We start from the raw sequence: 22473 nt of genomic DNA, 5'->3' as shown, positions 1-22473 counted from the left end.
ACCGCAATCACGGTGATCGCCCGAATCAACGGCTGGAAAACGATAGATTGGTCGGGAATTGTCGTCGGTCGAAGTGATCCAGCCTCGTGGTGGATGGGTGTCGCCGCGAACAATACCCTAACCTATGTATGGAACAACAACTCCGCACTGACGTGGAACTGGCAAGGCGCACCGGAAATCCCGGAAAATAAATGGGCGTTGGTCGCAATAGCAATTGAACCTGATAAAGCAACGAGTTACATTTATCACAGAGACAGCGATAAACTCGATGCTGAGGTAAACGACATTCCCCATATCGAACAGACAGTCGTCAACTTAAAGTTCGGATGGGATGAATGCTGCGGTGCCAGATACTTCAAAGGATTAATCGACGAAGTGATGATCTATGATTGGACGTTGAATGCCGACGACCTCAAAAGGCTTGCAACCGTCGGGCTGCCTGTCGAGAGTAAAGGAAAACTCGCGATTACCTGGGCAGCACTCAAGAGAGATTAAAGCAGGGTCAACTTGACGGTCGTTTGCTGAAGTTGAATTCACGTTAAAGGTTAAGAAAATTACTGCAAGGACAACGGACACAGCAGCGCAGAAGCACATAGTTTAAAAATTGGAAAAAGTACCTTTCCGGCAATATGCCGCACTCCTTTCACAATACCTCAAACCGCAGTGGATACGCGTGACGTTACTCGCGTTTTTTATGTTCACTGGGATAGGTCTCGGTCTACTGAATCCACAAATTCTCCGCTATTTCATTGATACAGCAGAAGCGGGTGGTGAAACACGAAGCCTGATCATCGCGGGTTGTGTTTTCTTCGCAATTGGGCTCCTCGGACAAGTGGTGATGTTAATCAACACGTATTTAGGACAAGACGTTGGCTGGCGGGCAACAAACCAGATGCGTGGCGACCTCGCACACCACTGCCTACACCTCGACATGTCCTTCCACCATGAGCGAACCCCTGGCGTGATGGTCGAGCGCGTCGACGGAGATACCGCAGCACTCTCAAACTTTTTTTCTGAGTTTATACTTCAAGTGATCGGAAGTCTGTTATTTCTGGCTGGCGTTCTGATTCTGGTTGCCCGTGAGGATTGGCGCATCGGAATCGCACTCACAGGTTTTGTCGCCATTGCTATCATCGTTTACAACCTGACCCGAAACATTGCTGTTCCCATTTATGCTGCTGAACGAGAGGGGTACTCCAGACTGTTCGGCTTTCTCGAAGAACGGTTGACAGGTATTGAAGATCTCCGCACAAACGGTGGTATTGACTATACTATGGACCGGTTTTACGATGTGAATCGCGATGTGTATGATCGAGCGGTAAAAGCGCATGTGATGGGAGAAGTGCTACAAACCATAAGCGGTGTCCTTTTCGCATTAGGCATCGCGCTGACAATGGGAATGGGTATCTACCTGTATCGGATAGAGGCATTTACCATAGGGACCGCCTATCTTGTCGTCCATTATACGATGATGCTTCGAGGTCCATTGATTATGATTGGGCGTCAGATGAACGAGCTTCAACGAGCAACCGCTGGATTCAGACGGATTGAGGCACTCTATCGCACGGCTCCTACGATTGCGGATGGCACAGAGGCACTTCCGGCATCAGGCGCGCTCGACATTGAATTCGACCAGGTCACATTCGGTTACACCGAAGATGAGCCCGTCCTGAAAGATGTTTCGTTTCAACTGACCTCGGGGAAATCGCTCGGATTGTTGGGACGCACAGGGAGCGGCAAGACAACAATCACCCGACTTCTGTTTCGGTTCTATGAAATTAATGGTGGACACATTCGCGTCGGAGGTAAACCGATTGAGAAGATTCTGTTGGACGATCTGCGGAACCAGATCGGTATGGTTACACAAGATGTGCAACTCTTCAATGCAACTGTCCGTGAGAACTTAACGCTCTTTGACCCTGAAATTCCTGACGACCGCATCCTGTCGGTCATTGAAGAATTGGGGTTGTCAGAGTGGTATCAATCTCTGCCAGACGGGCTTGATACACTGCTTGAAGGCACAGGGCTTTCTGCAGGTGAATCACAGTTGTTGGCATTTGCGAGGGTTTTCCTCAAGGATCCGAAAGTTGTTATCCTCGATGAGCCGTCTTCGCGGCTTGACCCGGCAACCGAGCAGCGCATTGACAGTGCGGTGCAACGGCTGTTGAAAGGGCGCACCAGTATCATCATCGCGCATCGACTCGGAACGGTCCAGCAGGTGGACGAAATTATGATTCTCGCCGATGGAGAGATTCAGGAACACGACGAACGAAAACAACTCGTTCAGAACCCGAATTCACTCTTCTCACGACTGCTAAGGACAGGATTGGAGACTTTTAATTAAAATCGGAGTGTTTTGCTGGGGTGTTTCCCCCTTCTACACCAAGAACGTAGCCTGCAACAGCGGCGCAGGCGGATTTAAGGAACGTCCGTGATAGTCGAAACGACCATTGTAACTCCGCAAGGTAAAATTAAAAATCCGCAAGGTAAAATTAAAAAATGACAACAGGGCAAGCATCAATTCGCCTCATTCGCTACCGTCCCTTCCTCTTTCTCGGCACCATCCTTTTTCGTGGGTTGGACGACCTAATGCCGCTTGCCGACGGGCTTATTCGGAAAGCGTTTTTTGATGCGCTCTCTGGAGAATCAGAGGCGGGCCTCAACGCGTGGACCTGTGTCGTGCTTTTCGTTGTTGCGCATCTTGCCGATCGCGGTGTCCTCATATCGTCAGCATTTGTATGGGCGCGTTGGCGTTACGCTATCTCAACGCTCCTGCGAAAAAATCTGATGACTGCTATCATGAACATGTCCGCGCCGCATAGCGTCTCAACAGCCTCTGGTGAAACGACAAATCGGCTTCGGGATGATGTTCAAGCGATCCAGCATTATTTGGAACAGTATATCCATTTATGGGGGAATCTCATCTTCGCGATCTCGGCAATTATCGTGATGGCTCGAATTGACGTTGCCGTGACATTCATCACGGTGATCCCAGCGATCCTAATTATTACAATCGTCAACGTGTCAAGACGCTTCATTCAACGATATCGAACTGCGCAGCGCGTCGCTACGGAACAATCAACAAATTTCATTAACGAAGTGTTCCAATCCATCTTGGCAGTAAAGGTCGCGCGGACAGAGTCAAATGTAATCGCACACTTTCGAGCGCTAAACGATGCGCGCCGCAAGGCGACGCTGGTGGATAATTTGTTCAATCAGTTCCTACGCTCCATTAGTTTCAATATTAACAACCTTGCCACCGGCGTGGTTTTGATTCTGATTGCGGAACAGATGATGACAGGGGAATTTTCAGTCGGAGATTTGGCTCTCTTTGTTACCTACATTGGTGAGGTTGCCAGAAGCGGATCGCTCGTTGGCAGTATAATGGCACAGCACAAACGGGCGGAGGTTTCATTCTCCCGTATGGAACAGACTGTTGATGAGATGCCGAGGGAAGATTTAGTAGAACACACACCCGTGTATCTGCGAGAGAATCAACCCCCACTTCCAGTCCCTCAAAAGACCGAGACAGGTCGACTTGATGAACTTACCGTCTCTGGACTTACCTACCGCTATGACGGTGAAGCTACTGGAATTACTGAGGTCGATTTGAAAATTCCTGCTGGCTCGTTCACGGTCGTTACGGGACAGATCGGTTCGGGCAAAACAACGCTCATCCAGACACTCTTGGGGGTCCTGCCGAAGCAGGCAGGCGAGATTCGCTGGAATGGCGAAATCGTTGAGGATCCGAAGGCGTTTTTCGTTCCACCGCGTTGCGCGTATACACCCCAGACCCCGAAACTTTTCAGTGAAAAACTGAGCGACAACATTCTCATGGGATTGCCGTGGGATTGGGATGCCCTCAATCGTTCAATTCGGCTCGGTGTCATGGATACAGATTTGCCAACGCTTGAAGAGGGACTCGATACTATCGTTGGGCCCCGCGGCGTAAAATTATCAGGTGGACAGATGCAACGCACTGCGGCGGCACGGATGTTCATACGCGACTCGGATCTGCTCGTTTTTGACGATCTTTCGTCCGGGCTGGATGTTGAAACGGAACAGACGCTGTGGGAACGCCTTTTTGAGACGACTGCGAAAGCACGTCATCACGATGGGCGTGATCGTGGAACTTTTAAGCCAGCGACCTGCCTCGTCGTTTCTCACCGGCGGCCCGCGCTCCGACGCGCAGATCAGATTGTTGTGCTAAAAGACGGGCGCGTTGAGGCGGTCGGAACGTTGGATGAACTGCTCACCTCCTCCGAGGAGATGCAGAAGTTATGGGCAGGTTTTTAATTTTAACTTGCGGAGAAACGACGTGGTTTGCAACTTTGACAGGCTATTCTCTGGAGCCGCCTTCCTGGCGCAAGCCGCGTGTGGACTTACGGGACAATGTTACAGGCTACGAATTTTGTGCTATACCGAGAACCTGCGCGTAGTATGATGATGCCCAGAACAAAAACTCGATGGTTAGAAAAGAGGAAAATGACGTGAATTCAAACACCGTTCACACGCTTGAGACCGGAAACCCAGAACTGTTCATTGACGATGCGCTGATCGCTTCTAAACATAACGTAACGCGCACACTCCATCAATGCGTGAAGCATGACGTTTCTGTTCTTAAACCTGATCCCGAGAATCCGTGGGAACACGGAGGTCCCGATCAATCCAGACGCGTTCACCTCTACGGCACCACGATGTATGATGCGGCGTTCGGGAAATATCGGATGTGGTATATGTGTCGCATGGGACCGCATTGGCGGTTTGAAGCGAACGAGATCCCAGGGCTTTACGTCCCACGTCCAGACCGAAACCCCTCAACATACAGGGGACAGACCCACGATGCCTACGGACGGAAGTTCGTCGAAAATGATCGTGGGGATCTTACCTGCTACGCCGAAAGCGACGATGGGTTGACCTGGACGAAACCCAACCTCGGTCTCTTTGAATTCAACGGAAATCCGAACAATAATATCGTGTGGGATCTACACGGGGCGTGTGTTTTCCGAGATGATGACGAACCGGATCCCCAGAAACGGTATAAGATGATCGGTTTTTGCAGACGGTATCGCAATATCTTTCTCCTCACGTCTCCTGATGGGATCCGATGGGACGATTCGGATTACTTGGAACCGGTTGCAGATCGGGACAACGAAGGTGCGTTCAATGTAATCTACGATAAGAAAAAAGAGATGTTCCGGGCTTACGCCCTGATACGCGGAGACGACAAAGACGCACGCCGTATGATCGCGTATACCGAAAGTCCATGCTTAGAGGGACCCTGGGAACCCCTCGAACCGATGTTCGGGGCAACTGCTGAGGACGATGAAATCGGTGTCCAGCGATATGGTGCCGATCGTGCTGAAATCCACAACATGTCGGGTTTCCTCTATCACAACATCTACATCGGGCTTGTTGGGGTGCTGTATGTGACGGGACCGGGTGCAGCGGAGCACGAAATTCCTATTGACGGACCGATTGACGCGCAACTCGTGAGTAGTCGAGACGGGTTTAATTGGGTGTATCCGGATTCGATTCGGACACCGATCATTCCACGCGGCGAAAGCGGCACGTTCGACATGGGTATGATTATGGGAACCGCGATAGAGCCGATCATCACCGAGGATGAAATTCATTGGTATTATACGGGAACCGTCCACACCCACGGTGCCCAGATGAAAGACAGGCACAAGGAGATTGGGCTTGCGAAGTGGCGATTGGATGGTTTCGTCTCGCTTGATGCGGATGCGGAGGGTGGGGTCATTGAAACCGTCCCGTTGCAGATTCCCGACGGCGGACTTGAAATCAACGCCGATGCAAGTGGCGGACAAATTGCTGTTGAAGTGCTGACAGCCGATGGACAGGTGCAACCCGGTTTTTCGATTGACGACTGTATTCCATTGACAGGGGATGACATACGGCATTCGGTGCAATGGAAATCAGGGACGTTGGCGAATGCAGAGCAACCCTTACGACTCCGTTTCGCGCTAAACCAGGCAAGTCTGTATGCGTTCCGGGTTGCGGTAAACGCATAGCCTCTCCATTTGTGCTGAGATGTCGTCTGTTATCGCTGCCCGACATTTGGGTCTAATTCCTTAGCCTTTTCAAAATCTGCCTTCGCTGATTTGTGTTGCCCAAGTGCCTCTTTGGCAAGCCCGCGCTCATGGAAGTATTCTGCATTCTCTGGATCAAGTCGGAGTGCGGCATCAAAGTCCCCTATCGCGTCTTCAGCGTTGCCAAGAGCGACTCTTGCAACACCCCGATTGCCGTAGGCGGCGGCATTTTCTGGGTTCAGTTGTATGGCTTGTGTGCAGTCTTGAACTGCCGCTATGTATAATGCCTCCGCATCCGTTATATCTCCCTGATCCGCTTGCGTTTTACCGAGGCGGAACTGGGCATATCCTCGATTGATGTATGGATCCGGATTCTCTGGATTCAGCTCTATCGCATGTGTGCAGTCTTGAATCGCCGACACATATAATGCTTGTGCCTCCGATATATTCCCTTGATCTGCCTTAGATTCACCAAGAGATGCCTTTGCAGCACCGAGATTGTTATACGGATCGGCATGCTCTGAATTCAGTTTGATGACCTGTGTCCAATCGTGAATCGCACCTTGGTAGTATTTCTGTTTCTTTGCTGTATCTGTCTCTGATTGCGCAAGGCGAAACCTTCCGCCCGCACGGTTGTGGTAGGCATTAGCGTCTTCTGGATCTCGCTTGATGGCTTGCGTGCTGTCTTCAATTCCTGCCTCATATAACCCTCTGGCTTTCTCGGCATCTCCTTTTTCAGATTCAAGATCGCCGAGCCTGAATTTGGCAAGTCCTCGATTGTAATAAGCATAAGCATTCTCAGGGCTTACTTCGATGACTCTATCAAAGTCGGCGATCGCTTTGTCATAGTGACCTTCAATGTAGTTCCTTGTTCCCTGAGAGGAGTGTACATAGACAAGGACAGATCCTTGTTTTCGCCAGACTGCCAACGGTTCAGCGGGACCCGACTGGACGAGTAGTGACTTCAGGACGTTTGAAGGGATAGCGTAACTGTAGGGATCTACTGCACCGGAGACGATTCCTATGACCTGTCCTTTACTGTCTATTACGGGAGAACCACTGTTGCCAGGGGAGATTTTAACGTTCATCTGAAGCCATTTATCGCTATCCCGGATGCTATGTAAAGTCCCCTCCGAGACCATCCATTTTCCTCTGGGGTATCCTACAGCGGATACAGTCTCACCCCTCTGAATGGTGTCGCTGTTTCCAAGTGGAAGCGGTGTCCCTTCCTCTGCAACTTTTAGGATGGCAATGTCATTTTTGACATCGAACGCTGTAACGCCTTCAACAGTCCAGTTTTTCGCATCGTCAATCGAGCGGATGAGAACGAATTCGCGGTGCGCGAGAACGTGAACGTTCGTCGCAACCTTGTTACGTGTCACGAAGAAACCGGTAGCATGGCTATCTCTCCCTCCGACACGGACGATAGAATTCCGCACATCTTCCTGTTTAAAAGGTTCCGCAGGCACTAAGTTTTTTTCTGCCATCTCTTGGGGAGCACGCGCACAGGAGCACAAAATTATTAAAGCCAGTAAGCCAAATAAAAATTCTCTGTTTGTTTTCATAAATAGAGCCCTTTTCAGTAAAGGGTTAGCGCACGTGTGTAAGCATCACGATAGCGAAAATGAGGTGTAGTTTGTTTCACCTTTTGATTTCAGCACATCTTATACCATTTCTAAGAGATTATATCGCATTGACAGATCGCCTCAAAGACTGCACAGGCTAACGGTCTCCTATGCTACAAAGAGCTCGTTTATTGAAGCATTTTCAGTCAGAAATGGTATTACTATCTATCATAAACTGCTTGTGTTTGTTTTGTCAAACTTCCTTGAAGCCATTTCGTCTTTTTCAACTGTATACTCAATTTAATGTCGGCATCTCGGGGGTTGTGTCCTTCTGCTACTGTTTCATTTTTAGTTGTGAATCGTTCTGCTTTCTTAAAAAAAATGTGAATTTACCTGGGAACAGAAGGTTAAATGTCCTTAAACTTCAGTTTGAATCCGTTGTGTCATCTAATGTTTTCTGTGCAGAGCTTGACCGCATGGCGCGTGATGTCCGTGAAACTTACGAACCAATGCCTGGAACTGACAAGGCACTCCTACCAGGGGCAATTGAGATAGAACGCACAGAACAGCATCGACGTGAAAGCGAGGTTTCGGTGAGAGTGTTTTCTTTTTTAAATGACAAGAAAATATCACGTTTATAGGTAAAAAACTTTAAAAGAGGAGAAAAAATGCGTCACAGAATCGTTCTTGTGATATTGGCGGCGATTGCAGCAACGAGCATACATGTTGAAGCCAGCAAAGAAATTAAACCGTCGTTCACCCAAGACACCATCGAAATCGACGGGCATCTCACTGAAAAGGATTGGGCGCAGGCACAGGTCATTGATGACTTTACCCAACAATCCCCTGATGAAGGGCAGCCGAGTACCGAACGCACAGAGGTCCGCATGCTGTATAGTGCGGAGAAACTTTATATCGGGTTTGAGTGTTACGACTCCGAGCCTGAAAAAGTGGTTGCGAACGAAATGCGGCGGGATGGGCAGCTGTGGCAGAATGACAACGTTTATGTGATGCTTGACACCTACGGTGATAAAAGACAGTGCGTCTTTTTTCGGATGAATGCGCTCGGAGCACAGTCAGATACCGCAGTCACGGACGGTGGCGAAAATCTTAATGGGAGTTGGGACTGTATCTGGGAGGCTGCGGGACGGCGGCACAATAAAGGCTGGACGGTTGAGATCGCGATCCCGTTCAATCAGTTACGGTTTAAAAAAAGCGATTCGATGATGTGGGGCGTGAATTTTGGACGCAATATCGCGCGGAAGAATGAAACGACACAGTGGATACAGGTCCCTCGAAGTGAGAGTTGGCCCGGCACCTATCATCCGACGTATCAAGGCAAACTGATTGAATTACAGGGCATCGCGTCACCCTCCTATTTTAATGTCAAGCCGTATCTCCTCGGTGGCTTGGCGAGGAATCTCGACGACACAAAGTGGCAACGAACTACCGAACGCGATCTCGGCTTAGACATGAAATACGGGGTGACATCGAACCTGACGTTAGACTTAACGGTGAATACCGATTTCGCACAGGTAGAAGCCGATCAAGAGGAGGTTAACCTCACGCGTTTCAGTCTTTTTTTTCCTGAACGGCGAGAGTTCTTTCTCGAAGGAAGCGGACTCTTCGCTTTTGGCGCGGGCATTGGGGATTTCGGCCCCCCACCCCTGTCAGTTTTTTACAGTCGCCGAATCGGCATTGAAGACGACAGACAGGTTCGGCTGCTCGGTGGTGGTAAACTGACTGGAAAAGTCGGGGCATACAGTGTGGGCGCGCTCAATATGACGACCGCCGCCTCAGAAGAATCACCGTTGACGAATTTCTCTGTACTCAGAATGCAGCGCGATATTCTCAGCGATTCGAACGTTGGTTTCATTCTCACCAATCGACAGAGCGACATCGGCGAGTATCATCGCAACGGCGGGGTAGACCTCTTTTTTAGACCCCATGATCAGTGGCGGATGCGGGCAATGACCGTTGGAAGTTGGTCGCCGGATCCCGATGAACGCGATGTCGCATGGTATCTCTCGAACGACTGGCGCAACGACTCTTTTCACGTCAATGCGTCTTATCTCGACATCGGTCCCCAATTTACCAGTAAAATGGGGTTCATGCATCGACGAGACATCCGTTCGTTGATGTTGAATGCCGATTACGAAGTTCAAGTGAGACGATACAGTGTTCGAAATGTCGGCGCAATGTTCACTGGTAGTTATCTGTTAGACCACGATAACAGGCTCATCGGTTGGGATGTGGGAGTCGGTGGAGATATGATTTCGGAATCCGACGATGGACTCAACCTCGATTTCCGGCGGTTTTTTGACCGTGTTGAGGAACCTTTCAGCATCGGTGATGTTGAGATTCCCGCTGGCGATTATGAAATGGATCAGGTTTCACTAACCACTTTCACCGAGACCAGTCGTCCGCTCGCGATCTTCGGACAGATGGATTACGGGGATTACTTTCACGGCGATCGTGTGAGTCTCAGCATTGATAGTCAGTGGCGGATGACCTATCAGCTCGCGATTGAAATGCGATACCAACGCAACTGGATTAACCTACCCGAAAGCGATCTGTTTACGACAAACGTTGTCGGCACTCGTATCAGTTATGCGTTGAATACGCGTTTCTTTACCAAATTATACGCGCAATGGAACGACAGTGCAGAGCGGGCAAGTGCGAATTTTCTGCTCAATTACATCTACCGGCCCGGTAGCGATTTTTACTTCGTGTTCGATCAGGCGTGGAAGGCATCGCAAGGCTTGCAAGATCACGAATGGACAGTCTTGAGTAAATTTACCTATCTGTTCAGTTTATAGTGTTTGTAGGTGTGATCTCTACGCGAAATCAGATGCCTTTGTCTTGATATTTCTGATTCAAATCTGCTATAATTGTCCGTGTCAATACAATACGCAATTTCAGGATTCAACGCGATGGTATTGGAACATCTCGATCTCTGCCTTGATATAAAAGAGGGACTCCTCTATAACCCGGCACATGACGGTGAATGGATTACAGAGATTCTCTAATGATGGATAAGGAGTGTTTTAGGTATGTTACAACCCGGTAACTTTGCGGGCCACAGTATTCACTTGGAGACTAAACGGCTCAGACTTCGCCCCTTTAAAGAGGCAGATTTTGATACTGCGGTCCCCTTTTACAACGACCCTGATTTCCTACAAGCGATGGAAGGGGAACCACCGGATGAACCCATAACGAAAGACTATCTCAAAGCCGCGGGCACAGCGATGGCAAAAGACGGTTTTTTGTTCGCAATCGTTGAAAAGGCAAGCGGACGCACCATCGGTGAGGTCTGTTTGCAATGGATGAACTTGGAGCGCGGGGAAATTGAGGGTGAGAAAGTCATGCGCCTCCCCATCGGGATTTGGGACAAAACTTTGTGGGGGAAAGGCTACGGAAAAGAGGTCGTGCGATGCTTAGTCGCTCACGCGTTTGAGAAATTGGGGATTGATCGGTTGTGTCCAATGGATGTCGACGTGGACAATGCCCGTTCAAAAGCGTTGTGGCAGGCACTGGGATTCACCGTTTCACGAGAAGTGGATGACGGAAAAACAGTGGACTTTGAGATGACACGCGCAGAATATGAGAAACGTGTTCAACAGAATTTCAAATTAGAGGAGTCTTGATGTTCAGCACACAACTTGCTAAGCGGGCATCAGAAAATAATCCGATCCGTGTCGGTATCATCGGAGCGGGAAAATTCGGTGCTGGGTTGGTGGCGCAACTATCGCAGATGCAGGGTATCGTGGCAAGCGCAATTGCCGATATCGACTTAGGGCACGCGAAAGGCGCGTATAAAGCCAGCAATGTCCCGTTCGACGCGATGCAACAGGTCGGAAACGTTGACGCGATGAACGATGTGATCCGCAGCGGTAAATCGGCAATTACTGAAGATGGACTGCACATTATTCAGTCGGATCTCATTGATGTCGTCGTGGAAGCCACCGGTATCCCTGAAGTCGGTGCACGGATGGCGTATCACACCTTGATGCATCGGAAGCATCTGGTGATGGTTAACGTTGAAACCGATGTGACGGTCGGTCCGTTTCTGAGACGCTTGGCGGACACCGCGGGGGTTGTTTATACGCTCGTCGATGGGGACCAACCCGGTGTGACGATGAACATCGTTGAATGGTCAAAAACACTCGGTTTTGAAATCGTGGCTGCCGGACGCGGCACGGTGTTCTATGACGATGATCGGGTCGGGATACCAGATACCGTTCCTCAGAGATTCGGATTTAGTCAGGAACATATTGAACGTCGCACGATTAACTTCAAGATGTTCAATTCCTTTCGAGATGGATCGAAAGCGCAAATTGAAATGACCTCGTTGGCAAACATGGCAGGACTCCCCCCGGATGTCCGCGGTATGCACGAACCTTCAGTGAATATTGAGGACATTGCCAAGGTCTTCAGCCTTCAAGAGGAGGGGGGTATCCTAAACCGACACGGGGTCGTAGAACTCGCAAACAGTGTTGCGACCGATGGCAGGACTATGCTTGATGACCCACTTCGGATGGGAGTGTTCGTTGTCATTCGGACCGACCATCCGTTCACGCAAGAGGATCTTGCTGGCTACAATCTCTATACCGGTGGGAACGGGAAGAACTATCTGCTCTATCGTCCCTATCACCTTGTCGCTGTCGAAGCACCTATTTCGATTGCGAAGGCTGCACTCTATGAGCAACCGACAGGCGCGCCGCTGCCGACACCTGTTGCGGATGTTATCACAGTTGCCAAACGCAATTTGAAAGCCGGGGAAGTCCTTGATGGCAGTGGTGGGTATACCGTCAACGGACTCATTGAAAAGGCGGAAATTGCACGCGCTGAGAATCTACTTCCCCTCGGTTTGGCGTATGATGTCAAACTCAAAAGCGATGTTTCTCAAGGGGAAGCGATCTCTTATGATATGGTGGAGCTCAACGAAGCGTCTTTCGTCCTCAAACTCCGTCGTCTCCAAGACGCGACCGTCTGAAAGACGCGTTGAAGGATGAATCCTTGATCCTGATCCGTAGGGAACATTTAAAAAGAGGCTATGCCCACGGATCCAGCACAACCTTACCACACTCACCTGTTGCTTGCAATTCCCACGCCGTCTGAACGTCCTGCATTGGGAACGTGTGTGTGATAAACGTATCTATCTGTTCAGGCACGCTCTGAATCACCTGCATCAATTTTGGATAGACGCCGAGGTTATAGTGCCAATTCCCACGTAGCACCAGACCTTTCCGAATCATGTCTCGGCTCGCACCAAGCGGAAAATCACCACCTTCTCCAACGAACGTGACCTGTCCTTTCCTGCGGGCGGCATCGACCATCAACCGGTGTGCCGCAGACGCGCCTGAGCAGTCCAATGCTTTGTCAACACCGACTCCGTTCGTAAAGTCTTGGATCTGATCGAGGATATCTTCATCCATCGGATTAAAGACAACGTCTGCGCCTAATTTTTTCGCGAGTGCGGCGCGATACGGGTGGCTTTCAACACCGATAACACGCGCCCCGCGATACCGGGCATTCACAATCCCGCCAAGTCCGACGGGACCCAATCCAGTAACCATGACTGTATCTAATGAATTGACCTGCATCTGCTCCATGGCACCGAATGTCGGTCCCAATCCACAGCACGCCATTCCAGCGTGTTCGTAGCTCACACCGTCTGGAATTGGAGATAGTAGATCTTCCATTTTGTGCATATACTGCGCGTAAGTCGCTGAAGCAGGCTCTGTACCGAGTGTCTCCTGGATGTTCCGTCCTTTGAGGCAGTGGATATGCTCACCAATCGCACACATTTCGCACTTACCGCAAGAATTCTGAGGTTGAACAACCACGCGGTCGCCTACCTTGACACGACCGGGTTGCGCGACTTCGACGACTTCTCCAGCGGCTTCGTGTCCAAAGTTTTCACCCGTGCCACCAGATATGAATCCTTTATATTCTGTACACATTGGAACGGCACGAATTTTAACAACGACGATATCTCCTGCTGCCTGAGGATCGGGTTTATCTACCACGCCTCCCCTACCTTCACCAAACATTGCTGCAACTTGCATAAAAATATGGTAACCGAAACTCTCCACAGCCCGGTAGGGCCTGACAAAAATTATTGTGGAGAGAAAAGGTTGTCCTCCTCGTGAAAATGTTGATTCGGATAGGATAGCACGGCGCGTGCAATCCGTCAAGACATATTTCAGAATTTAACTACATTGTCACCAACGATTGTGATAAAATAAAAAAAGAAGAGCGGCTAAAAAAATCTGCAACTTCTTAAGGAGGAAAAATGGCATCCGAAAAGACAGGTTTGACACCGGCACAAAAAACGTTTTATCAGGAGAATGGGTATCTCGTTCTTGAGCGTGTTTTTTCGCAAGAAGAATGTCAGCGTTTTGTTAAACACATGGAAGACCTTCACGCAGGACGCAAGGAGCTTGAAGGGTTTTTTCAACAGGATAAATACGGTGCCCGAACCTTTAATCAGCATCTTTACGATCCCGTCGTATTGGATCTGCTGATCAATCCCCGCTTACATAAACCCCTCGCGGACTGTTTTGGCGGCGAACCCGAAGGTATCCAAACGATGCATTTTTATGAAGGATCCGAGCATCCATTGCATCAAGACCAGTATTATCTACCCGATTGCATGTCTGCATGGATTGCGATGGTGCGTGTCGATGAAAACAATGGACCGCTAATAGTCCAGCCGGGTTCAAATCGGGGTCGGTTGATTACGAAAAGCGATGTGCCGATGACCTTGCTACCGGGGGAGACCTACGAGTTGCAACAGCACAACCGTTATTTTCCAACCGTCAAACAGGTTTTCGACGAAAATGGAACCGACGCAGTTCAGGTAATGGTGAACGCTGGGGATGTAGTCCTATTTGACGGAAAGTTAATCCACGGGGGCGCGGAGATTTTGAAGCCGAGAACCCGGAGACACGCCTTGGCGTGCCATTATATTCCTTACGCCTCCGAAAACTGGGAACGCGACTGGCCCAGGTTTTCATTCGATGGCACTCAGCGGGTTCACTATCAGTGACGTCGGGATAACAAAAGACAGTGATGAAAGTTGACATTTCGCACCTTGTGTGTTATCCTTAATGACCAAAGCTTTGGCAATTTGATAAGCCTTGGCGTTGGGAGTCCTTGAACGCCTCCAAGCGGAAAAAGACAACTAAACCGCTTACGCTGGTAACACGCACGCGTATTTGTCTATGCAATAATGAAATAAGGAGAACAGATAATGCGATACCAATTGACTTTTTGGATCTGTTTAACCGTAGTCATGGGTTATTGCTTCCCGATAGTTGCGCAGGAAGCGGCACAAACCACAACACCAACGACCCAGGAAGTATCCGCCAAAAAGAAGAAAGAGTTTGAAGATTTTTCAAAAGTTACCGAAGATAGTAAAAGCTACGAGGGCTTTTTCAAACTACACCAGAAAAAAGAGAACCTCTATTGTGAAATTCAGCCCGCCCAGTTGGACCAGCCTTTTCTCTGTATGATTAGCGTTGCGCGCGGTCTCGGACAAGGACGCCTGCTTTCAGGGATGACGCTGGAAGAGTGGATGCTCGTCTGGCGGCGTGTCGGTGATAAAGTGCATCTGGTGCGAAAAAATGTGCGGTTCCGTGCGGAGAAAGGGACACCGATTGCAGAAGCGGTTGATTTGGGACATAACGATTCAGTGCTGTTCTCCCTCAAGATTGAAAGCATCCATCCGCAACGGAAGAGCGTGCTGGTGAACATCTCTCCGGTTTTCATATCCGACCTACCGCCTTTGGCACGCCGTATTGCCTCTGATGCCCGCTTCGACAAAGCGCGCAGCACATGGGGAGCAGTCAAGGCGTTCCCGAAGAACGTTGAGTTGAAAGTCAATGCTGTCTATAGTTCCCAAACGAATATGAGTGCCATTCCGGACAGTCGGGGTATCCAGTTGACCTTGCACTACAGTCTCGCTGGACTTCCAGAGAACAATTATCGTCCCCGATTGGCTGATGATCGCCTCGGACATTTTATGACAGCGGTCAAAGACTATTCCTCTAAAACCAGTGATGCCCCTTTTATCCGGTATGTCAACCGCTGGCATTTGGAGAAAGCGGACAAGGAGGCGAAACTTTCGCCCCCGAAAGAACCGATCATCTTCTACATCGAAAAAACCGTGCCACATCGCTACCGTCCCTATGTCCGACAGGGGATTCTGGAATGGAACAAGGCGTTTGAAAAAATAGGATTTGCCGATGCGATTGAGGCGCGGATTCAACAAAACCATGAAGACTGGGACCCTGAAGATGCGCGGTACAATACGATTCGTTGGATGGTCGGCGCAGGATTTGCGATCGGTCCCTCTCGCGTGAACCCGTTGACAGGCCAGATCTTGGATGCCGATATCCTTATCGGTGAGAGTTGGATCCGGTACTGGCAACGAGAGTATATGACGTTTTTTGATGAAGTAGCGCATGAACGCGACCATCCGATGGACCACTCTTCACACTTCCAATGTCAGATTGCATCCGGCTTAGCACGGCAGATGGGCTTTATGGCGAGCGTCTTGCAGGCGCGAGGTTTGGCTGACGAAGACGGTGAACTCCCAGAGGAGTTCATTGGGGAAGCACTCAAGACTTTAACGATGCACGAAGTCGGACATACGTTGGGATTCCGTCACAACTTTAAAGCGAGTACGATATTCTCCCTTGACGATCTGAACAAAAAGAAGGGCGAAGCACTTATCGGCTCCGTTATGGAATACGATGCTGTGAATATCGCACCTGAAGGTCAGGAACAGGGAGATTACTATACAAAGACAATCGGACCTTGGGATTACTGGGTGGTCGAATACGCCTATAAACCCATTGATGCCAGCAAACCCGAAAGTGAATTGAAAGCGTTGGGGGAGATCGCTTCCCGTGTTGCATCATCAGAGCTCACTTATGGCACAGATGAAGACGCGTATGGGTACCGCTTCAGGGACCTCGATCCACTGGTAAATCGGTGGGACCTCGGTGATGACCCGCTTGCGTTTGCCAAGCAACGGCGTGAAATTGTTGTGGGACTCTGGGACAAAATAGCAGATAAAGTTACAAAAGAGGGGATGGGCTATCAACGTGTCAGGCGAGCATTCGGAAGCCTGCTGTATGAACACGGTTTCACCATGTATCTCGCAAGCCGATACATCGGTGGACAGTATCACCATCGCGATCATCGTGGTGATGAAAATGGACGTTTACCCTTCGTGCCTGTGCCAGCAGTGAAACAACGTGAGGCACTCCAATTCATCAAGGAATATGCCCTTTCAGATAAAGCCTTCAGTTTCTCGCCGGAACTCCTAAATAGCTTGGCGATTACCCGTTGGAGTGATTGGGGAGGTGATAGTTGGAACTCTACACGTTTCGATTATCCGGTGCATGATGTTATTCTCCGAAATCAAACCCTCATCTTGGAACGAATGCTTTATCCCTCGGTGCTTTCTCGCGTTCAGGACGCTGAACTTAAGTTCCCTAAGGGTGAGGACGCGTTCACACTGCCGGAACTCTTTTCAGGCATTACGGATGCCGTCTGGGTCGAACTCGGCAGGGATGCGGGGGCGAAGCAGTGGTCGAATTCGGATGCGTTCATCTCCAGTTTCCGTCGGGGTTTGCAGCGTGAGCACTTGAAGCAACTCATCAAACTGGTATTGGAAGCCGACAGCGGCACACCTGAAGATGCGAGGTCGCTCGCACGCCTCCACCTCGGACAGATCAGGAGTAAAATACAGCGCGTACTGCAAAATGCCAGAGACACTCTCGACGATTACAGTTTTGCGCATCTTGAAGAATCGCAAGTCCGAGTTGAGAAGGCATTGGATGCCAGTTTCCGAGTTGAGAAACGTTAGGAGGAATGGATGGAGATTCTTCAATATACACCCGACATGCAAGCACCTTTAACCCAATTTTACAACCGTATGACCATCAACGTGCCGAAGTGCTATCCAGTAACAGAGGAAGAATTGGCTACTGCGATACGCGGGGTTACCACTGGTAAAGCCGACAAAAAGGAAGGTGGACTTGACTCTGAAACTGCCTTTGTTGCAATGACCAACAGTACAGTGCAGGCGTTTATTCACGTCGGTATCGGTCAAATCGGAGATAATAGAGAAGAAGATATAGGTGTTATTCGGTTCTTCGCCTATGAACGCGGGGCACGGCGCATTGGGCAAGCCATGCTTGAAAAAGCGGAGGCACATCTGAAAGGGTTTAACATTTCCCAAATCTTCGCCTTTCCGCAAGATTGTCGGTACCGTTTCTATCATTTTGACCACGCCTATCTATCAGATGCACTGGATCAAGTTCAAGGACTCCTCGGATTTAACGGATACCACCGTTCCAGTGGCGAGGTTTTTTTGGATTGGGAAGACTATTCCGTTACACCCGTCCCTTCGAGTCTACCGGTAACGCTTTCTGTTGAATGGAAGGACGGACGTGGACAACTCCCGAACTGCACGGTGCTCGCGCATCAAAACGGTGAACAGGTTGGCATCTGTGAATCCCTCTGCGGGGGCGAGTTCTCAAGCCACGTTGATGCGCAAGTTTGGCTTCATACCGTTTGGCTCGGTATTGAGGACGATTTTCAGGGACAAGGTTTAGGACGCTATCTGCTCCAATACGCACTTCAAGAGATGCACAAAGTCGGATACCGGCACGCCGCGATTAGCACTGCCTGGGATAACCACCGCGCGTTCCTCTTTTACAGCAACTGCGGGTATCGGACCGTAGATTGGACCTACGGATTCGTCAAAAATCTCTCCGAAGCCCCGACACACAAGTGGTAGTCAGCGATTCAGATAATCAGTGGCATTGATTTCCTCTAAAACTGCTGTTGCTCGTTGTGCCAATTCAGTTGTCGCATCACGCTTGACCGCTCGGTTTAAGTGTAGGATGGCGCGTTCATCTCCGTTGCTTGCCAATTCCAACGCTTCCTCAAACCCCTTGTTCCCGTAACTGAAGTCTCTTGGGAGAACCGTCAGATCATGATCTTTCCAATAATACTTCAGTTCATCGGACTCCCAGTTGCGATAGACATGTTCCCACGTAAGGGAATTGAAGAGGTTCAGGTGCGGTTCGAGCATGTGCTCAGCGATCGGGTCATCGGCAGCCTGATAACGATTGTCAAGCGACACGCGGAGCCGATCCTCGGTCAAATTCGGGAGTGCCTTGTGAATGGTCAAAGCAGGGAAGATGAGCGTATCACCGGCCTCATAGTTCGTGGAATGCCATTCACCCGACAACTCGTCCTCATTGACGCACAAACTGCCAGCACCGAGCGAAAAGTGGTGTTCCATGACCTTATTGACTTTATGCGAACCCGGTAGGACTGCTAAGCCTCCCAATTCTATCGGGCAATCCCCAATGGGTGCCCAACAGGTATAGGTCTGAAAATTTCCCTGGAAGTGGACGAAGTCTTGGTGTATCGGTGTGGTGTGCGCCGTGTACTTGGGGAACCAGAGACGCGCAATCTTCTGCGGGTGCGGTAGCACTTCTCTACCGACAATCTTCTCCACCATATCCACGACTTCGTGCCAATGCCCAGAACGGTGGAACGCCTCTAACTTATACACTTCATGGTATACATCCGTGTATTCGGGGTCTCCCTCGGTACACTGAGTGGATATATCGGCGATGCCATCCATGGGGTCAGTTCCTGCGACGAGCCAACCGCCTTCCTGCATCGTCGTTAGCATCTCTCGCCGCAACGTCCAGAGTTTGTCGGGATTTTGTAGTTTCTTGAAGAAGACATACCCTTCTTCCGAGATCCGGTGACGCAATTCTTCCGGATCATTCATCGCATCGTTGGATACGCGAAGTTCTTTTAAGGTTGTCATCGGGGCTCCTCCTTGTATCTATCCGTGTTCGTTTCCGTTTTAGGTATTTACATTATCAAAAGTCTTTTCATTTTTTGAAAACTCCAGCCTTTAGGCTGGAGATGTGAAAAATGCTAAGGGCATAGTGCATGAAACTGGGCTTAGGATGTGAAAAACCTCACCTAAGCCCAATCTTAATTGTGAAATTTAACGAGATCTATTTCTGTCAAATTCACATCTAAATTCTCTACTCATTTGAACTGCTAATGTCGCATCAATAAAATTCTGTGCGATATAATTTCGCAATTCAACCGAATCAGGGATAATATCCTTGGTGGAATGAAATTTTCCCTTGATATACTTCTTACCTTTCAAGGAATAATCTCTGTAGCTATAAATCTGTATACCAAGACTGGATTCCCAACCAGTGGGGACATTTTGGTATTTTACCAATTGTCTACTCAAATCTCTCAACGTTGTGACACCAAACTTAATCCCCATATCAGTTTCACAACAAAATAGCAACTCCATATTCATATCATAATACAATGGAGCGGCCTCATCTGGGCGTATCATTCCTACGTTCATTTTTGGTTCCTTAATTTTAATTCTTACGCGTTAAAGTTAATATTGACTTTTTCGCGTGAATATGTTAAAATTAAGATTAAATTAATCGCGTGAGTTTTCATCTATTAATGCGCGTTTAATCTAATCAACTATAACAGCAAACTCAATTTGGTCGTTGGATTGCTGTTTACATTGTAAGAGCGAAATGCCCTCTTCGGAGGGCATTTGCCCTTTGCACTATATAATAATACATAAAATATGGCTTGTCAAGTTAAAACGCAAATCTATGCTAAGATTTGCGTTTTTTGTATGAAAGGAGGTAGTTTAAATGTATGAGTCTGTGCGTCCTAATCAGCGGTACAAGTCGTCTCGTCATGCAATTTTTGCGTGCGATTATCATATAATTTGGGTGACAAAATATAGGCGACAAATCCTGACTTCTGTGATTCAGGAACGTCTGAAAGAGATAATCATGGAAAAGCAGGAGGATTACAACTATGAAGTGACGGCACTGGAGATAATGCCGGAACATGTGCATCTGTTGGTATCCATTCATCCACAATATTCTGTAACCGATGTTGTTGGCAAAATCAAAGGTTACTCATCCTTGATTTTGAGACGCGAATTCTTTGGATTAAAGCGAATTCGTTCTTTGTGGACGAGTTCCAAGTTCATAGCTTCAACTGGTGGTGTAACACTGGAGACTCTGAAGGAATATGTGGAAGGTCAAAAATACAAAGAGTATCGTGTGGATAGCTAGTTGTTAAATCTTTAACGATGAAACCCGCATCTCTTTTCGGGGGATGCGGGTTTCATCAGGATCCTGCAGGATCCTGCCTGATTCCCTCAAGAGCTGTGATACATCAACAGCTGCTATGAACTTGAGAGATGGTTCAGACTTGCAGTAAAAAGTATTCTAACAGAGAATAAAAAATCTGTCAAGTAAAAAAGATTGGACTTTGTTTTCTAAATAGGGTATAATTACACTTGAGAAAGGGGAGGCATGGACTGCCATCCAAACCTCCCTATTTTGAAGCGACTAACAGCATTACTCTTTTTGTGGATTTTTGCTGCTTGTCATATTGGTAGGGGGCTTTTGCCTCCTACATCTATTAATCTTTAATGATACGATAATTTTAATGAATTGTCAAATGAATTTAATTTTCGCGTCATTAACGCGCGTTTAACGCGAGGAGTTTTCATCATGAAAGCAAAAATTGTATTTTTGATGTATCTCTTGTTAAGTGTTTCGTATGTTGTTTCTGCACAACCTGAATTTCAGGTTACTTATTTGATTCCATCTGATGAACGTGCGAATTCAAGTAAATTAAAAGAGTTTGAAAAGATATTAAGTGATGTTCAGTCTTTCTATGCTAACGAGATGGAAAGACATGGTTTTGGAAGAAAAACCTTTGCGTACAAAAAGGAAATAAAAATATATAGAGGCCGTCATACTCTGCAAGAATATTTATCTGATCACCATCTTATATGGTTTGAATTTGCACCTTTATGGGTTCTTATCAGCGATCATAAAAATGAGAATGTTGCAGATATTGTTTTTATAGAAGGCACAGAAAGGCTCGGTGGTAAAGCAGTTGGCAGGTATCAGTATTTAACATGGGGTCGGGATGGCAAACCAGGGTTTTCTGATTTTGGATATTACTTGATTTCGCTACCTGCTGAAGATACCTCTTTTCTTGGTCATGCTCTTGCTCATGAAATCGGTCATATTCCTGCATTAGGTCACCCAAAAGTCAATTTTGAGAATGGTAAACGTAAAGTAATGGGGCCAAACGATTTGATAACAAATATTCAAGACCTTGTGTTTACATTCAGTGAAGCAAAAATTATTGACAGGTCTATATTTTTTGAACCTCTTAAAGATTCCGATATAGAAGTGTTGGATGCAGATGTAAACAACGATGGATATGTGGATTTATCAGATGTTTTGATTGTTAGAAGTGCTATCAAACATAAAAATTCGTATGAAACGGATGTAAATGGCGATGGTAAAACCGACGAGATAGATGTTCTGATAGTGAAACAAAAGGCGATGGAAGCCATTGTGGCAGCGGCACCGTCACTCAAAAGAAGAAAGATAACCACTTGGGGAACTTTGAAACGAAAATAGGTTTGATTCTATGTTAGATGCGATGATGATGATTTTGTTAACAGTTGCACTAACTGGATTTTTCTTTTGGGTTCTTTTAGAAAAAGGTTGTTTGCCAGCACTTTTAGTATTCTTTTCTCCTTTGATTCTTCTTGTAATAATAGTTGTGATAGGTCTTTTTAATGTGATTTACGATATGCACGGGATTTTAGGTGTAATTGTATTATAGTGAAGCCCAAAAATAAGTTGACATATTCTGAGATGTCTGCTACCTTATCACGCGAAAAAAAAGTGCCAAACCTATAAAGAACAGTGCCCCTTAGAACGCAG

Annotated in this window: 17 protein-coding genes; 13 read left to right on the top strand and 4 right to left on the bottom strand. The window is 48.1% G+C overall.

The genetic code is table 11. The annotated features are described in order from the left end of the window. From F4X88_12875 to F4X88_12860, 4 genes are all read left to right on the top strand, one after another. Positions 1–495: LamG domain-containing protein (locus F4X88_12875; protein MYA57185.1), on the top strand; the 495-nt coding region annotated here is incomplete at its 5' end. 199 nt (positions 496–694) lie between these two features. After that, a complete protein-coding gene (locus F4X88_12870; GenBank protein ID MYA57184.1) occupies positions 695–2344 on the top strand; it encodes an ABC transporter ATP-binding protein in 1650 nt (549 codons plus the stop codon). 155 nt (positions 2345–2499) lie between these two features. After that, positions 2500–4296 (top strand): ABC transporter ATP-binding protein, encoded by a 1797-nt coding sequence (locus F4X88_12865; GenBank protein MYA57183.1) that lies wholly within the window; start codon positions 2500–2502, stop codon positions 4294–4296. 194 nt (positions 4297–4490) lie between these two features. Further along, positions 4491–6035, top strand: a complete 1545-nt coding sequence (locus tag F4X88_12860) for a hypothetical protein (GenBank protein ID MYA57182.1) — start codon at positions 4491–4493, stop codon at positions 6033–6035. Positions 6036–6064: 29 nt separating this feature from the next. Here the strand turns inward: F4X88_12860 and F4X88_12855 are convergent, their stop codons facing one another. Further along, positions 6065–7618: a tetratricopeptide repeat protein gene (locus F4X88_12855; protein ID MYA57181.1), complete on the bottom strand. Its 1554-nt coding sequence runs from the start codon at positions 7616–7618 to the stop codon at positions 6065–6067. Between the two features lie 668 nt (positions 7619–8286). On the opposite strand from F4X88_12855, the gene F4X88_12850 reads away from it, so the two are divergent. The 3 genes from F4X88_12850 (at position 8287) to F4X88_12840 (ending at position 12614) form a co-directional block, all read left to right on the top strand. Beyond that, positions 8287–10437, top strand: coding sequence for a carbohydrate binding family 9 domain-containing protein (locus tag F4X88_12850; GenBank protein MYA57180.1), 2151 nt, complete (start codon positions 8287–8289; stop codon positions 10435–10437). A gap of 234 nt (positions 10438–10671) precedes the next feature. Further along, a complete protein-coding gene (locus F4X88_12845) occupies positions 10672–11265 on the top strand; it encodes a GNAT family N-acetyltransferase (protein MYA57179.1) in 594 nt (197 codons plus the stop codon). Then, complete coding sequence (locus F4X88_12840) at positions 11265–12614, top strand: NAD(P)-dependent oxidoreductase (GenBank protein MYA57178.1); 1350 nt, start codon at positions 11265–11267, stop codon at positions 12612–12614. Before F4X88_12845 ends, F4X88_12840 begins: the two co-directional genes overlap by 1 nt. Before the next feature lie 58 nt (positions 12615–12672). Here the strand turns inward: F4X88_12840 and F4X88_12835 are convergent, their stop codons facing one another. Then, positions 12673–13689: a zinc-binding dehydrogenase gene (locus F4X88_12835; GenBank protein ID MYA57177.1), complete on the bottom strand. Its 1017-nt coding sequence runs from the start codon at positions 13687–13689 to the stop codon at positions 12673–12675. 227 nt (positions 13690–13916) lie between these two features. Between F4X88_12835 and F4X88_12830 the strand changes: the two genes are divergently transcribed. The 3 genes from F4X88_12830 to F4X88_12820 all read left to right on the top strand — a co-directional run bounded on the left by F4X88_12830 (position 13917) and on the right by F4X88_12820 (position 18437). Further along, entirely contained in the window at positions 13917–14672 is a 756-nt protein-coding gene (locus F4X88_12830) for a phytanoyl-CoA dioxygenase family protein (GenBank protein ID MYA57176.1), read from the top strand. 204 nt (positions 14673–14876) lie between these two features. Continuing rightward, a complete protein-coding gene (locus F4X88_12825) occupies positions 14877–17501 on the top strand; it encodes a zinc-dependent metalloprotease (GenBank protein MYA57175.1) in 2625 nt (874 codons plus the stop codon). Between the two features lie 9 nt (positions 17502–17510). Then, positions 17511–18437 carry a GNAT family N-acetyltransferase gene (locus F4X88_12820; GenBank protein MYA57174.1) on the top strand — a complete coding sequence of 309 codons (927 nt, stop codon included), beginning with the start codon at positions 17511–17513 and terminating at the stop codon, positions 18435–18437. On the opposite strand, the gene F4X88_12815 is transcribed toward F4X88_12820, so the two are convergent. Further along, positions 18438–19487, bottom strand: a complete 1050-nt coding sequence (locus tag F4X88_12815) for a phytanoyl-CoA dioxygenase family protein (protein MYA57173.1) — start codon at positions 19485–19487, stop codon at positions 18438–18440. Positions 19488–19673: 186 nt separating this feature from the next. Further along, on the bottom strand, positions 19674–20054 hold the full coding sequence (locus tag F4X88_12810; GenBank protein MYA57172.1) for a hypothetical protein: 381 nt from the start codon (positions 20052–20054) through the stop codon (positions 19674–19676). A 307-nt stretch (positions 20055–20361) separates the two neighbouring features. Here F4X88_12810 and tnpA point away from each other — a divergent pair, with 307 nt between their 5' ends. The 3 genes from tnpA (at position 20362) to F4X88_12795 (ending at position 22372) form a co-directional block, all read left to right on the top strand. Then, positions 20362–20793, top strand: coding sequence for an IS200/IS605 family transposase (gene tnpA / locus F4X88_12805; protein MYA57171.1), 432 nt, complete (start codon positions 20362–20364; stop codon positions 20791–20793). A gap of 444 nt (positions 20794–21237) precedes the next feature. Next, a complete protein-coding gene (locus F4X88_12800; protein ID MYA57170.1) occupies positions 21238–22164 on the top strand; it encodes a hypothetical protein in 927 nt (308 codons plus the stop codon). A gap of 10 nt (positions 22165–22174) precedes the next feature. Then, entirely contained in the window at positions 22175–22372 is a 198-nt protein-coding gene (locus F4X88_12795; protein MYA57169.1) for a hypothetical protein, read from the top strand. Positions 22373–22473: the final 101 nt, after the last annotated feature.

Source organism: Candidatus Poribacteria bacterium, assembly GCA_009839745.1.
In the GTDB taxonomy this organism is placed as follows: Bacteria; Poribacteria; WGA-4E; order WGA-4E; family WGA-3G; genus WGA-3G.
Note: the sequence above shows the minus strand (reverse complement) of the source record. Positions and strands in the feature narration are given on the sequence as shown.

Coding starts and splice junctions, on each gene's coding strand:
- F4X88_12835 (MYA57177.1), bottom strand. CDS start 13,689: ATGCAAGTTGCAGCAATGTTTGGTGAAGGTAGGGGAGGCGTGGTAGAT.
- F4X88_12820 (MYA57174.1), top strand. CDS start 17,511: ATGGAGATTCTTCAATATACACCCGACATGCAAGCACCTTTAACCCAA.
- F4X88_12870 (MYA57184.1), top strand. CDS start 695: ATGTTCACTGGGATAGGTCTCGGTCTACTGAATCCACAAATTCTCCGC.
- F4X88_12865 (MYA57183.1), top strand. CDS start 2,500: ATGACAACAGGGCAAGCATCAATTCGCCTCATTCGCTACCGTCCCTTC.
- F4X88_12825 (MYA57175.1), top strand. CDS start 14,877: ATGCGATACCAATTGACTTTTTGGATCTGTTTAACCGTAGTCATGGGT.
- F4X88_12850 (MYA57180.1), top strand. CDS start 8,287: ATGCGTCACAGAATCGTTCTTGTGATATTGGCGGCGATTGCAGCAACG.
- F4X88_12795 (MYA57169.1), top strand. CDS start 22,175: ATGTTAGATGCGATGATGATGATTTTGTTAACAGTTGCACTAACTGGA.
- F4X88_12840 (MYA57178.1), top strand. CDS start 11,265: ATGTTCAGCACACAACTTGCTAAGCGGGCATCAGAAAATAATCCGATC.
- F4X88_12845 (MYA57179.1), top strand. CDS start 10,672: ATGTTACAACCCGGTAACTTTGCGGGCCACAGTATTCACTTGGAGACT.
- F4X88_12800 (MYA57170.1), top strand. CDS start 21,238: ATGAAAGCAAAAATTGTATTTTTGATGTATCTCTTGTTAAGTGTTTCG.
- F4X88_12815 (MYA57173.1), bottom strand. CDS start 19,487: ATGACAACCTTAAAAGAACTTCGCGTATCCAACGATGCGATGAATGAT.
- F4X88_12810 (MYA57172.1), bottom strand. CDS start 20,054: ATGAACGTAGGAATGATACGCCCAGATGAGGCCGCTCCATTGTATTAT.
- F4X88_12830 (MYA57176.1), top strand. CDS start 13,917: ATGGCATCCGAAAAGACAGGTTTGACACCGGCACAAAAAACGTTTTAT.
- F4X88_12855 (MYA57181.1), bottom strand. CDS start 7,618: ATGAAAACAAACAGAGAATTTTTATTTGGCTTACTGGCTTTAATAATT.
- tnpA (MYA57171.1), top strand. CDS start 20,362: ATGTATGAGTCTGTGCGTCCTAATCAGCGGTACAAGTCGTCTCGTCAT.